The organism is Brachybacterium sp. AOP42-C2-15 (genome assembly GCF_052377065.1).
Taxonomy (GTDB): domain Bacteria; phylum Actinomycetota; class Actinomycetes; order Actinomycetales; family Dermabacteraceae; genus Brachybacterium.
The window spans coordinates 76933-90262 of record NZ_JBQSWK010000014.1; the positions used below are offsets into that span (position 1 = coordinate 76933).

General features: G+C 69.6%; 12 protein-coding genes. 8 read left to right on the plus strand and 4 right to left on the minus strand.

Going from position 1 to position 13330, the window contains the following annotated elements:
• Positions 1-27: 27 nt before the first annotated feature.
• Complete coding sequence (locus ACT3SQ_RS09805; protein ID WP_442332184.1) at positions 28-1065, plus strand: NYN domain-containing protein; 1038 nt, start codon at positions 28-30, stop codon at positions 1063-1065.
• Between the two features lie 80 nt (positions 1066-1145).
• Complete coding sequence (locus ACT3SQ_RS09810; RefSeq protein WP_345079460.1) at positions 1146-1520, plus strand: DoxX family protein; 375 nt, start codon at positions 1146-1148, stop codon at positions 1518-1520.
• A 12-nt stretch (positions 1521-1532) separates the two neighbouring features.
• Here ACT3SQ_RS09810 and ACT3SQ_RS09815 read toward each other — a convergent pair whose 3' ends face one another.
• Positions 1533-2699, minus strand: a complete 1167-nt coding sequence (locus ACT3SQ_RS09815) for a benzoate/H(+) symporter BenE family transporter (RefSeq protein WP_442332185.1) — start codon at positions 2697-2699, stop codon at positions 1533-1535.
• Positions 2700-2760: 61 nt separating this feature from the next.
• Between ACT3SQ_RS09815 and ACT3SQ_RS09820 the strand changes: the two genes are divergently transcribed.
• From ACT3SQ_RS09820 to ACT3SQ_RS09840, 5 genes are all read left to right on the plus strand, one after another.
• Complete coding sequence (locus ACT3SQ_RS09820; RefSeq protein WP_442332186.1) at positions 2761-3723, plus strand: squalene cyclase; 963 nt, start codon at positions 2761-2763, stop codon at positions 3721-3723.
• Positions 3724-3905: 182 nt separating this feature from the next.
• Positions 3906-5555, plus strand: a complete 1650-nt coding sequence (locus tag ACT3SQ_RS09825; RefSeq protein WP_441444592.1) for an ABC transporter substrate-binding protein — start codon at positions 3906-3908, stop codon at positions 5553-5555.
• On the plus strand, positions 5552-6637 hold the full coding sequence (locus ACT3SQ_RS09830) for an ABC transporter permease (RefSeq protein WP_444601079.1): 1086 nt from the start codon (positions 5552-5554) through the stop codon (positions 6635-6637). Before ACT3SQ_RS09825 ends, ACT3SQ_RS09830 begins: the two co-directional genes overlap by 4 nt.
• An 18-nt stretch (positions 6638-6655) precedes the next feature.
• The gene (locus tag ACT3SQ_RS09835) at positions 6656-7699 is read left to right on the plus strand and encodes an ABC transporter permease (RefSeq protein ID WP_444592337.1); all 1044 of its coding nucleotides are present in this window, start codon (positions 6656-6658) and stop codon (positions 7697-7699) included.
• Positions 7696-9393 carry an ABC transporter ATP-binding protein gene (locus ACT3SQ_RS09840; protein ID WP_444592338.1) on the plus strand — a complete coding sequence of 566 codons (1698 nt, stop codon included), beginning with the start codon at positions 7696-7698 and terminating at the stop codon, positions 9391-9393. The genes ACT3SQ_RS09835 and ACT3SQ_RS09840 overlap by 4 nt, the downstream gene beginning before the upstream one ends.
• A 41-nt stretch (positions 9394-9434) precedes the next feature.
• On the opposite strand, the gene ACT3SQ_RS09845 is transcribed toward ACT3SQ_RS09840, so the two are convergent.
• The 3 genes from ACT3SQ_RS09845 to ACT3SQ_RS09855 form a co-directional block, all read right to left on the minus strand.
• The gene (locus ACT3SQ_RS09845) at positions 9435-10103 is read right to left on the minus strand and encodes a (deoxy)nucleoside triphosphate pyrophosphohydrolase (protein WP_442332684.1); all 669 of its coding nucleotides are present in this window, start codon (positions 10101-10103) and stop codon (positions 9435-9437) included.
• Positions 10104-10187: 84 nt separating this feature from the next.
• Entirely contained in the window at positions 10188-12083 is a 1896-nt protein-coding gene (gene recQ, locus ACT3SQ_RS09850) for a DNA helicase RecQ (RefSeq protein WP_442332683.1), read from the minus strand.
• 107 nt (positions 12084-12190) lie between these two features.
• The gene (locus ACT3SQ_RS09855) at positions 12191-12592 is read right to left on the minus strand and encodes a hypothetical protein (RefSeq protein WP_441444586.1); all 402 of its coding nucleotides are present in this window, start codon (positions 12590-12592) and stop codon (positions 12191-12193) included.
• Positions 12593-12709: 117 nt separating this feature from the next.
• Between ACT3SQ_RS09855 and ACT3SQ_RS09860 the strand changes: the two genes are divergently transcribed.
• The gene (locus ACT3SQ_RS09860; protein ID WP_442332682.1) at positions 12710-13231 is read left to right on the plus strand and encodes a CorA family divalent cation transporter; all 522 of its coding nucleotides are present in this window, start codon (positions 12710-12712) and stop codon (positions 13229-13231) included.
• Positions 13232-13330: the final 99 nt, after the last annotated feature.

Consider the following 13330-nt stretch of genomic DNA (forward strand, 5'->3'; position numbering starts at 1 on the left):
CCCTGAAAGAGCAGGCAGACTGGTCCCATGGCAGATTCACAGGATTCCCGCGTTGCCGTCTATCTGGACTTCGACAACATCGTCATGTCCTGGTACGACCGAGTGCATGGGCGGCAGGCGTACAGCCGTGACCGCCAGCGCATCGCCGAGGACCCCACCGAGCCCGAGATCGCCGAGCGGCTCGCGAAGGCGACGGTCGATGTCGGCGCCGTGATCGACTATGCGGCTTCGTTCGGCTCCCTCATGCTCACCCGCGCCTACGCGGACTGGTCCTCTCCGGTCAATGCGATCTACCGCAGCCAGCTGGTGGCCCGCGCCGTGGACCTCGTGCAGCTCTTCCCCGCCGCGGCCTATGCCAAGAACGGCGCAGATATCCGCCTGGCCGTGGACACGGTCGAGGACCTCTACCTGATGCCCGACCTCACCCATGTGGTGATCGTCGCCGGCGATTCCGACTACGTCCCGCTCGCGCAGCGCTGCCGCCGCCTGGGCCGCTATGTGATCGCGATGGGCGTGGCGGGCTCCACCGCGAAGTCCCTGGCTGCGGCCTGCGACGAGTTCGAGTCCTACGAGAACCTGCCGGGTGTGGAACGACCCGTCGCCTCGCAGCGATCGCGCTCGCGACGCGGAGGCAGTCTCGCCGCCTCGCAGAGCTCTGGTGACACCACCAGCACCGCCGCTGGCACCGGCACCGCCAGCGGTGAGGGCGGCAGCCAGCGCACCCGCTCCCGGCGCTCGGCCGACGCCGATGCCAAGGCCCGCGCCGCCGAGGCCGCCGCGGAGGAGGCCGCCGACGCCGCGGAGGAGGCGGAGGATGAGGATCCCGGCGAGGATCCTCGCGAGGCGGCGACCCAGCTGCTGCAGCGTGCTCTGCAGCTCGGTGACCGCGGGGACAGCGACTGGCTGCACGCCTCCGCGGTGAAGTCCCACATGCGCCGGATGGACTCCTCCTTCAGCGAGAAGGCGATCGGTTTCAAGTCCTTCAACGACTTCCTCAAGGCCAATGCGGACATCGCTGAGCTCGAGGAGAGCGGACATGAGCGGCTGGTCCGGGCGAAGGACTGATCCGTCTGCTGCAGCGAAACCGTGACACGCGCCACGTCGCAGGGGGATACTGAAGGTCCCCGTCGAAGGAGGCACCTCCCATGAACCTGCTGCTCTGGATCCTCGCCTTCGTGCTCGCCGTGGTGTTCCTCGGGGCGGGCATCGCGAAGCTGATCGGTACGCGTGACCAGCAGATCAACCGCACGCCCTATGTCGAGGACTTCCCGCAGATCGTGATCCGTGGGATCGGCGTGCTCGAGATCCTCGGAGCCCTGGGTCTGATCATTCCGGCGCTGACCGGGTTCGCCACGGTTCTGGTCCCGCTGGCGGCAGCGGGCCTGGCGATCACGATGGTCTTCGCCGCGCTCGTGCACATCCGGCGTGGGGACGGTCCTCGCGCCGCACTGCCCTCGATCGTGCTCGCCCTCTGCTCGGTGTTCGTGGCCTGGTCGAGGTTCGGCCCCTACCCGCTATGACCTCTGCACCGTTCAGCCGTGCTGTCGACGACTGCGCGGACGCAGCAGGGCCCGCAGCGCGAGACCGACCAGCAGTGCCCAGAACGCCGCGCTGACCCCTCCCGCGGAGATGCCCGACGCCGCGATCAGCACTGTCACTCCGGCCGGCAGCTGCTCGGAGCGCTCCTCGAGGGCGGCGCGCAGGGAGACCACGAAGGTCGCGATCAGCGCCAGGCCCGCCACCGCCGGGATCACGCCCACGGGTGCCAGCGCGATCAGCTGCGCACAGGCGGCGGCGCCGAGCCCGAGCAGGACCAGCAGCACCCCCGAGGTGACGCTCGCGATCCAGCGCCGATCCCGGTCCTCGCCGGCCTCCGGACCAGCGGCCAGCGCGGCGGTGATCGCGGCCAGGTTGATCCCGTGCCCGCCGGCCGGAGCCGTCGCGAGGCTCCCGAGCCCAGTCACCACCATCGTGCGCCGCCACGGCACCTCATAGCCCAGACCCTTCATCACCGCGACCCCGGGCACGTTCTGCGAGGCCATCGTGACCAGATACAGAGGCAGGGCGATCCCCAGCACTGCGCCGAGAGTCAGCACCGGCGCGGTGAGCTCGACCACCGGCCGCAGCGGGATCGAGGCGAGGCTCGCCCCGGAGGAAGCCATCTCCACCCCGATCACCACCGCGGCGGCGACGAAGGCGAGCGGGGAGGCCCAGCGCGGAGCGACCCGCTGGGCGATCACCCAGACCAGGACCACCGGCAACACCGCGAGCGGATTCGCCGCCACCCCGAGCACCGGGCCGAGGCACAGCTGCAGCAGCACCCCGGCGAGCATCGCCTGTGCGATCGAGGTGGGGATGCGAGCCATCAGCCGCCCCAGCGGACGCACCAGCCCGGTGAGCACGACCAGCACGCCCACCAGCAGGAACGCGCCCACTGCGGCAGGCCAGCCGCCCTCGACCGCGCCGGTGGTCGCCAACAGCGCCGCACCCGGTGTCGACCAGGCGATCGTGATCGGAAGCCGGGTCCACGAGGCGAGCAGGATCGAGGCCAGCCCCATCCCGACGCTCACCGCGAGCAGCCCGCTGGCCGCCTGCCCCGCCGAGGCGCCCACCCCGTGCAGCCCGGTCAGCACCACCACGAAGGAGCTGGTGAAGGCGACCAGGCCGGACACGATCCCGGCGGTGAGAGGACGGAGCATGGGCGCACCCTAGGCCGGGCGCGGGGTTGTCCGCGCGGCTGTTCGCGAGGAGGATCGGGTGATGACCCCCGATGACGTCATCCCCTGGCTCCTGGACACCGATCCCGCTCTGCGCTGGCAGGTCCAGCGCGATCTGCTCGATGCCCCGGAGGAGACCTGGCAGGCCACCCGTGCCCGCATCTCCCAGGAGGGGTTCGGCGCCGCGCTGCTCGCCCACCAGGACCCGGCCACCGGGATGTGGGCCGGCGGCGCATTCTTCCCCGCCGGCTTCTTCGACGATCCCGCGAATCAGGACCTGCCCGGCCAGCCGTGGACCGCGACCACCTGGTCGCTCACCACCCTGCGCGAATGGGGCATGGACGCCGCGCCGCTGCGTGCACGGGGCACCGCGACGAGGCTCGCCGAGCACGCCCGCTGGGAGCACGACCCGACCCTGCCGTACTGGGGAGGCGAGTCGGATGTCTGCATCAACGCGATGACCCTCGCCAACGGCCTGTGGCTCGGCGCCGACGTCGAGCCGCTCGTGAGCTGGTTCGTCTCCCATCAGATGGAGGAGGGCGGATGGAACTGCGAAGCGGAGAACGGCTCGCGACGCGCGAGCTTCCACTCCACGCTCAACGCCCTGCGGGCCCTGCTGCTCCACGAGCAGGCCACCGGCGGCACCGAGGCGACCCGCGCAGCGCGGGCGGCCGGGGAGGAGTACCTGCTCGAGCGGAACCTCACCCGGCGGCGCACGACGGGTGAGCTCGTCGGCCCCTGGGTGGACCACTTCCTCTACCCGCCGCGGCACATCTACTCCGCCCTGCGCGCCCTGGAGCACTTCCGGCTCGCCGGGCGCCGCGATCCGCGGATGCTGGAGGCGGCAGAGCTGGTCCAGGATGCTCAGCAGCCCGACGGCACCTGGCTGCAGCAGCACGCGCTGCCCGGGGCGGTGTGGTTCGAGGTCGACGTGCCCGTCGGCGATCCCTCGCCCTGGCTGACCCTGCAGGGGCTGCGGGTGCTGCGGTGGTGGAACGACGCCTGAGCGCCCCGGTCACGGTTGTCACGGTTCAGTCACGGGGGACGCCATGCCGGGCGGGGAGGTAGGTGCCGCGGCGGGACGCTGTTAGGTTGCAGAGATCCGGTGGTGCCCCACGTCACATGTGATGGCCCCCGTCCACGACGCCGTGACCCGCGCGGCGCCTCCCTCACCCCCAGGAGGATCCGATGTTCGATGCCGCATTCACCCCCAGACGCCGCGCCGTGCTGCTGTCGATGGCCGGTGTTCCCGTGCTGCTGACCGCCTGCGCCAAGACCACCGAGGACGGCGGCGGCTCCGGCGGCTCCGACGGCGGAGGCGGTGCCGACACCCTGACCGTCGGCACCACCGACAAGGTCACCGCACTGGACCCCGCGGCCGCCTACGACAACGGCTCCTCCACGGTGTGGACCCAGTGCTACTCCTACCTCCTGAACACCTCGATCGGCTCGGAGGACGGCAGGCCCGAGCCCGACCTCGCGGAGACCGCGGAGTTCACCAGCGACACGGTCTTCACCGTGAAGCTCCAGGAAGGCCTCACCTTCGCCAACGGCAACGAGCTGACCACCGAGGACGTCAAGCACAGCTTCGACCGTCAGCTCGCGATCGCAGACCCCAACGGCCCCTCGAGCCTGCTGGGAAACCTCGAGAAGGTCGAGATCATCGACGATCTCACCGTCGAGTTCCATCTCAAGGAACCCAATGACCAGACCTTCCCGTATGTGCTGACCAGCCCCGTGGGGCCGATCGTCGATGCCGAGGTGTTCCCCGCCGACGCCGCGCTGCCGGACAACGAGATCGTCGCCGCCGAAGCCTTCTCCGGCCCGTACAAGATCACCAGCTGGAAGATCAACGAGCTGGTCACCTTCGAGGCCTTCGCGGACTACAAGGGCCTGTTCGGCGCCCCCGCCACCTCGAGCGTGGTGATGTCGTACTACGCGGACCAGAACAACATGAAGCTGGACATCCAGGAGGGCAACATCGACTGCGTGTGGCGCTCGCTGTCCGCCACCGACATCGCCGATCTCCAGAGCGATGACGCGGTCGCCGTGCATGAGGGGCCCGGCGGCGAGATCCGCTACATCGTGTTCAACATGAACACCAACCCGTACGGTGAGGCGACCGAGGATCCGGACCCCGACAAGGCGAGAGCGGTGCGCCAGGCCGCAGCGGACCTGCTGGACCGCGCGGCGATCTCCGAGTCCGTCTACAACGGCACCTATACCCCGCTGTACTCGTACATCCCCGAGGGGCTGCCGGGCTCCGGCACCCAGTTCCAGGACCTCTACGGCGACGGTGCCGGCGGCCCTGATCCCGAGCGTGCCCGGAAGCGGCTCGAGGATGCGGGCGTCGAGATCCCGGTGCAGCTGAGCCTGCAGTACAACCCGGACCACTACGGCGCCTCCTCCGGTGACGAGTACGCCGCGGTGAAGGGGCAGCTGGAGGACGACGGGCTGTTCGCGGTAGACCTCAAGTCCACCGAGTGGGTCCAGTACTCCAAGGACCGCGTCGCGGACGTCTACCCGGCGTACCAGCTGGGCTGGTTCCCGGACTACTCGGATGCGGACAACTATCTCTCGCCGTTCTTCGCCACGGAGAACTTCCTGGCCAACCACTTCACGAACCCTGAGGTGGACGGGCTGATCTCGCAGCAGCGCGGCACCCAGGACCCGGCGGAGCGCGAGGAGCTGTTTGTGCAGATCCAGGATCTCGTGGCCGAGGAGATCTCCACCCTGCCGCTGCTGCAGGGCGCGCAGATCGCGGTCTCCACCGCGGAGGTCCAGGGCGTCACCCTGGACTCCTCGTTCAAGTTCCGCATCTCGCCGATCTCGAAGTGACCACCGCCCTCGAGCCCGAGGCCGAGAGCGCCTCCCGACGCCCGCGCCCGCGAGGGTCGGGGGGCGGTCTCGGCCGCTACATCCTGGTCCGCTTCCTCCTCATCATCCCCACCATCTTCATCCTGATGACGATGGTGTTCTTCCTGATGAGGATCACCGGGGACCCGCTCACGGCGGCCCTGGGCGGACGCCTCACCCCCGCACAGCTCGCCGAGCGCCGTGCAGCGGCCGGATATGACCGGCCGCTGATCGTGCAGTACTTCGACTATCTCGGCGGGGTGCTGCGCGGAGACTTCGGCACCACCTATTCCGACAACACCCCGGTCTCCGAGGTGCTGACCACCTATGGGGCGGCCACCCTTGAGCTGGTCATGTACGCCCTCGTGGTGGCGCTGCTGCTGGGCGTGCCGCTGGGGATGGTCGCGGCCCGCACCCGGGACCGCTGGCCCGACGCGGTGCTGCGGATCATCGCGATCCTCGGCTATGCCACTCCCGTGTTCTTCGTGGGTCTGCTGCTGAAGCTCGTGTTCTCCGTGGGACTGGGCTGGCTGCCGGTGGCCGGGAGGCTGTCCACCGGCGGGCAGATCACCATGAGCAAGATCCTGAACCCCACTCCGCTCTACCTGCTGGACGCGCTGCGACTGGGTGACATGGAGCTGCTGGGCGATGTGGTCCGGCACGCGATCCTGCCGGCCGTGGCGCTCGGCATCCTCACCGGCGGCATCTTCCTGCGCCTGGTGCGCACGAACATGATCGGCACCCAGGAGATGCAGTACATCGAATCGGCGCGCTCCCGCGGTGTGGCCGAGAGCCGGCTGACCACCCGGCATGCGCTGCGACCGGCGCTGATCCCGATCATCACCGTGATGGGCATGCAGGTCGCGCTGATGCTCGGCGGTGCGGTGCTCACCGAGACCACCTTCGAGTGGAACGGCCTGGGCTACATGCTCGCCGAGTACATGAAGGCCCGCGACTACGTCGCCGTGCAGGGGATCGTCATGCTGCTCGCCGTGATCGTCGCGGTCTCGAACTTCGTGGTCGACGTGATCGCCGCGCTCATCGACCCGCGAGTGAGGTACTGAGATGAGTGAGGAACTGCGATGACGCTCTCGAACCCCGAACCCGTCGGCGAGGGTGATCCGGCCGCGACCGCCCTGGCCGCTGAGGCAGGCGCCGTCGCCGCCCGACGGGGGACCCCCTGGTACCTGCGACTGCCGATCATCAGCCACCTGCGCAGCAGCGTCGGCCTGCAGCGCGGCATGCTGCTCACCGGCACCGTGCTGGTCGGCATCCTGCTGCTCACCGCCCTGTTCGCCCCGCTGCTCGCGCCCTACGGCTTCGCCGAGACCGGAGTCGACGGGACCCGCTTCGGCACCCAGCAGCCGCCGTCGGCCGCGCATCCGCTGGGCACCACCGTCACCGGTTTCGATGTGCTCTCGAGGGTGATCTGGGGGACCCGCACCGCGGTCGCGGTGATGGCCTGTGCGGTCGCCGCCTCCCTGTTCATCGGAGTCGCCCTGGGGCTGCTCTCCGGATATGTCGGAGGCTGGCTGGACCGGCTGCTGGTGATGGTGGCCGACGCGGTCTACGCCTTCCCCTCCCTGCTGCTCGCGATCGTCATGTCCATCGTGATCTCCGGCGGGCAGTCCAACGCCTGGGGCGGGATCGCGGCCGCCGCGATCTCCATCACCGTGGTGTTCATCCCGCAGTACTTCCGGGTGATCCGCGCCGAGGTGGTGCGGCTGAAGGCCGAGCCGTTCGTCGAGGCCGCGAAGGTGGTGGGCACCGGGCACCGCCGCATCATGGGCACGCACCTGCTGCGCAACGCCACCCGTACCCTGCCGCTGATCTTCACGCTGAACGCCTCGGAGTCGATCCTCACCCTGGCGGCGCTGGGGTTCCTGGGCTTCGGGATCGAGCCCACCAGTGCCTCCGAGTGGGGCTATGACCTCAACCGTGCGATGGCCGATGCGACCAGCGGGATCTGGTGGACCGGGATGTTCCCGGGCATCGCGATCGCCCTGGCTGTGCTCGGTGTGACCCTCGTGGGCGAGTCCATCAACGACCTCAACGACCCGCGCCTGCGCACCCGCCGCCGCCGCCGCAAGCAGCGCAGGAATGTGCAGAAGCAGGTGACGGCATGACCGCCACGCAGAACCAGGATCCGCGCCTGGCGATCCAGGATCTCGATGTCCGCTTCGCGACCGACGCCGGGGACGTCCACGCGGTCGACGGGGTGAGCCTCGAGGTCGCCCCCGGGGAGATCCTCGCGATCGTCGGCGAGTCCGGGTCGGGGAAGTCCGTGACGGCGCGCGCCGTGCTGGGGCTGCTCCCCGAGACGGCGGAGTCCTCCGGCGCCGTGATCGTCTCGGGCACCGATCTGGTGGGACTGTCCGCCGCGCGCATGCGCGCCCTGCGCGGCGAGGACGTCTCAATGATCTTCCAGGAGCCCAGCAGCGCCCTGAACCCGGTCTTCCCCATCTGGTGGCAGCTCGGCGAGGGGCTGCGCGCGCACCGCCCGAAGATCACCAGGAAGGAGATCCGCGCCGAAGCGGTCCGCGCGCTCGAATCAGTGGGGATCCCGGACGCAGCCGAGCGGATCGACCGCTACCCTCACGAGTTCTCCGGCGGGCAGAAGCAGCGCATCATGATCGCGATGGCGCTCGCACTGGGCGCCGAGCTGATCGTCGCGGATGAGCCCACCACCGCCCTGGACGTCACCGTGCAGGCCGAGATCCTCGGCCTGCTGCGAGACATCCGCGAGAGCCACGGCACCTCGATCATCGTGATCACCCACAACATGGGCGTGGTCGCGGATCTCGCCGACTCCGTCGCCGTGATGCACCACGGGCGGATCATCGAACGGGCCGGGGTCAAGGAGCTGTTCGCGAACCCCCGCGAGGAGTACACGCAGAAGCTGCTCGCCGCGGTGCCGCACCTGGGCCGGAACTCGGCCTGGACCGCGCTGAGCACCGAGCAGCAGCAGACGATCGAGGCCGCGGAGCCGGTGGTGGTCGCGAAGGACCTCGTCATCGAGTATCCGGGACGGATGGGCAAGCCCGCCTTCCGCGCGGTCAAGGGCGTGGATTTCCAGATCCGCGCCGGTGAGGTGTACGGCCTGGTGGGGGAGTCCGGCTCCGGCAAGACCACCATCGGCCGCGCGATCGCGGGTCTCGAGCGCACCACCGGCGGCAGCCTTTCCGTGCTGGGGCACGAGATGAACGGGATGCGGGAGAAGTCCTTCAAACCCCTGCGCCGACGGATCGGGTTCGTCTTCCAGGACCCGGCGACCTCCTTCAACCCGCACCTGACCATCGAGCAGTGCATCGCCGAACCGCTGATCGTGCACGAGCAGCAGCTGAGCCCCACCGAGCGCGGCACCCGGGTGCGCTCGCTGCTGGAGGCGGTCGAGCTGCCGGGCGCCTACGCCGAGCGCTATCCCCATGAGCTCTCCGGCGGCCAGCGCCAGCGCATCTCCCTGGCCCGCGCCCTGGTGCTCGAGCCCGAGCTGCTGATCGCCGACGAGCCGACCAGCGCGCTGGATGTCTCGGTGCAGGCGACGGTGCTGGACCTGTTCCGCGAGCTGCAGGCGAGGCTGGGCTTCGCCGCGCTGTTCATCAGCCACGACCTCGCGGTGGTGGACTCCCTCGCCCATCGCATCGGGGTGCTCTTCCGCGGGGACCTGGTCGAGGACGGCCACGGCCCGGACGTGCTGCAGCGACCTTCCCACGAGTACACGCGCAAGCTCATCGCCTCGCTGCCGGTGCCGGATCCGATCGAACAGGAGAAGCGGCGCGCGGCGTTCCAGGCGCAGTGGGGGCGGGGCACGCTCGGATGATTCCGGGCACGCTCGGGTGAGCTCGCGGTCGGGCTGCGGGTTCAGCCGGTCTGGAACCGCGGCACGGCCCCGCCGACGATGGCTTCCACGATCGGCACGTCGGGGCCCGCCCAATCGCGGCCCTGCAGACGGGTACGGTCCACCCACTCCCACCGGTCATGATCGGTGCTGCTGACGGGCTCCATCGCCTCCAGACGCGCCCAATAGCAGTCCAGGTGGAGGTCGCGGTCACCGGCGTCAGCCTCACCACGGCCGATCAGCCACCCGATCTCCACCTCGACGCCCATCTCCTCCCGCACCTCCCGGCGCAGGGCCTGCTGCGGGGATTCGCCCGGCTCGACCTTCCCGCCGGGGAACTCCCAGAGGCCTGCCGCGCTCCTGCCCGGTGCGCGACGGGCGGCGAGGATCTGGTCGCCACGCACGATCACCGCACCGACCACGCGCAGCGGCGCGGGAGCGCCGGGATGCTCCTCGTCCGTGCGCGAGTCATACCAGGGCTCGGGCTCCTCGGCGAAGCCGACGTCGCCGGACTGCCAGGCGTGCCCGCAGTCCTGGCACTCCCGGTCCGGGCCCAGGCCCGTGCATCCTTCCCAGATCACCCATGACGGGGAGGACTCGTAGGCCTCGAGCATCGGCATGCCGATCTCGTGGTGGAGCACCTGGTCGGTGCCGCAGCGCGGGCAGGTGCCGCGCACCCATTCGTAGCTCATGGGGACAGTCTCCCGCGGAGGTGCGACGTTCGGAGCCCAGCCCGTTCAACCAGCCCGTTCAACCAGCCCGTTCAACCCGCTCGTTCAGTCCGCCGCAGGCCCCGTCAGCGCGCCCAGCACGTCCTCCCCGTACTCGGCGAGCTTCTTCGCGCCGACGCCGCTGACCGCTCCGAGCTGAGAGACCGACTCCGGGCGGGCGTCGATGATCCCCACCAGGGTGGCGTCGGAGAACACCATGTAGGGCGGGATCTGCTTCGCCGTGGCCACGGCGGTGCGCCAGGTGCGCAGCGCCTCGAAGCGTTCCCGCTGCGCCGGCTCGAGGCTGTCGGCCGCACGGGAGGCGCCGGCAGTGCGTCGGCCGCCTCCGCGTGCGGGGCGCTTCGGGGTGCGGTCCACCGCGAGCTCGACGGAGACCTCGCTGCGCAGCACCGGGCCGGCCTGGGGCCCGGGGACCAGCACCCCGTACTCGCCCTCGGCCTCCACGATGCCGCGGGCCAGGAGCTGGCGGATGACTGTGCGCCATTCCTTCTCGCTGAGCTCGCCGCCGATGCCCCAGACACTCAGCTCCTGGTGGCGGGACTGGCCGGAGCGCTCGTTCTCCCGTCCCAGCAGCACTTCGACGACCTGCCCGGAGCCGAACTTCTGGCCCCGCTCACGGTCCAGCCGGATCAGTGCCGAGAGCAGCTTCTGCGCGGCGACGGTGGCGTCCCAGGTCTGCGGCGGGTTCAGGCAGGTGTCGCAGTTCCCGCAGGCCTCGAAATCCGCCTCCTGGCCGAAGTAGCTCAACAACTGCACGCGGCGACAGGAGACCGTCTCGCACAGGGCGAGCATCGCGTCCAGGTGGGAACGGGCATTGCGCTTGAAGAGCTCGCTGCTCTCTCCGGTGTCGATGAACTTGCGCTGGCTGACGACATCGCCCAGGCCGTAGGCCATCCAGGCGGTGGAGGGCTGCCCGTCGCGGCCCGCACGGCCGGTCTCCTGGTAGTAGCCCTCGATCGACTTGGGCAGGTCGAGATGGGCGACGAAGCGGACGTCGGGCTTGTCGATGCCCATCCCGAAGGCGATGGTCGCCACGATGATCAGGCCATCGGCGCGCAGGAACCGCTCCTGGTGGTCCTGGCGCACCGCCGCATCGAGACCCGCGTGATACGGCAGCGCCGGGATGCCCCGCGCGACCAGCGCCTCGGCGGTCTGCTCCACGCTCTTGCGGGACAGGCAGTACACGATGCCGGATTCGCCTTCGTGCTCGGTGGTGATCAGCCGCAGCAGCTGCTCGCGGGGCGAGGCCTTGGGCTCGATGCGGTACTGGATGTTGGGACGGTCGAAGCTGGAGACGAAGTGCTCCGCCTCCTGCATCTGCAGCCGCTCGGTGAGCTCGCGATGGGTGGCCTCGGTGGCGGTCGCGGTCAGCGCGATCCGCGGCACGGCGGGGAAGGTCTGGGCGAGCACCGACAGTCCCAGGTAGTCGGGACGGAAATCGTGCCCCCACTGCGAGACGCAGTGCGCTTCGTCGATCGCGAACAAAGCCAGCCGGGCTCGGTGCAGCAGCTCCTGGGTGCGGGGGAGGACCAGTCGCTCGGGCGCCATGTACAGCAGGTCCAGCTCACCGGCCAGCAGCTGCTGCTCGACCGCCTGCGCCTCATGGAAGTCCAGGGTCGAGTTCAGGTAGGCGGCGCGGAGTCCGACGGCCTCGAGCGCCGCGACCTGGTCGCTCATCAGCGCGATCAGCGGCGAGACCACGATGCCGGTTCCCTCGCGCAGCAGTGAGGGGATCTGGTAGCACAGCGACTTGCCGCCACCGGTGGGCATCAGCACCACCGCGTCCCCACCGCGGGCGACCTGCTCGATGATCGCGGCCTGATCGCCGCGGAAGGAGTCATAGCCGAAGACGGTCGAGAGGATCTCCAGCGCTGCGTCCCCCTGCCCGGCTTCACCCTCACGGAGTGCGGAGAGCGGATCGGCGGCGCGCGAAGAGGTCATGACCGCCACTGTATTCGGGTGGGCCGCGGGGCGGTGACCCAGGCGCAGCGCCTGTGGACAGCCGCACCTCCTGAACGCTGACCAGGTACGTCCGCGCAACGGCTTGCTCAGGCGTCTTCTTCCCACGCCCCTGAATCCACCGGCTTGCCGATCGCGAAGGACACGAGCACGCCCACCAGCGACAGCATCACCGGAAGCAGCATCGCGTCCGCCATGGCAGAGGCGAAGGGCTCCAGCAGGAGCGGTGGCAGGTCTGCGCTCGAGGAGCCACCTCCGGAGGACATCGCCGCCCCAGGATCACCCCCGACAACTTCGCTGAAGCGCACGGTGATGCGGTCGCTCATGACGGTCGCGATCCCCGCCGCTCCCAGCACCGAACCGACCTGGCGGGTCTCGTTGTACACCCCGGATCCCGCTCCGGCCTGCGACGGAGGTAAGTTGCGGGTCGCCGTCAGCGACAACGGCCCCCAGATCAGCGCGTTGCCGAGACCCACCAGCAGGAAGGGCATGGGGTGCTGGCACGGCTGATCTCGGCCAGACTGCATGCAGCTCGCTCGGATCGACGAATATGGAGCGTATGGCGTCACCACCGCCACCTGTCTGAGCGTCGAGGAGGTGTGGGATCGATGGATATCGCTGAGACCACGAATGATGTGCATGAGCATCGAGAGGGTCTGCAGGGCGAGGAACTCGAAGACCGCACGACCGGCTTCACCTCCTCACCGCAGTGCCGGGTGTTGGGGCGTCTCCGCTCGGACCTGTTCCGGATCCAGGAGATCCAGGCGGTGCTTCATCGTCTGACCTCTCCGGACGAGGAGCTCGCACAACCGGTGCCCGAGGCGGAGCAGCGAGGGCTGGGACGAGCGGCAGCGGTGTTCGACGCGAATCGTTCAGCGTCCTCCCGTCTCTACGCGATGCTCGGAGACCTCCTCGCCGAGCAGGGAGTGCTCGTCTCCGAGCGGCTGACCCTGGTCGCGATGATCTTCCTCCCGCTCACGCTCATGACCGGCTTCTTCGGCATGAATTTCGCCTGGATGCAGGACTACACCGAAAGCTTCGGAGCATTCCTCGCCCTCGGGACCGTGCTCCCGGTGCTGTCTGCGCTGCTCACGCTCGCAGTTGTCCGTCACCTGACCCGCTCCACCTGAGCGCACGCACGGGCGTGGGAATCGCGCCACGCCATGACCCGATTCGTTCTATGGTGGTTCACGCCACAACCGCTGAGGGCCCCGTCACCTGCACAGAGC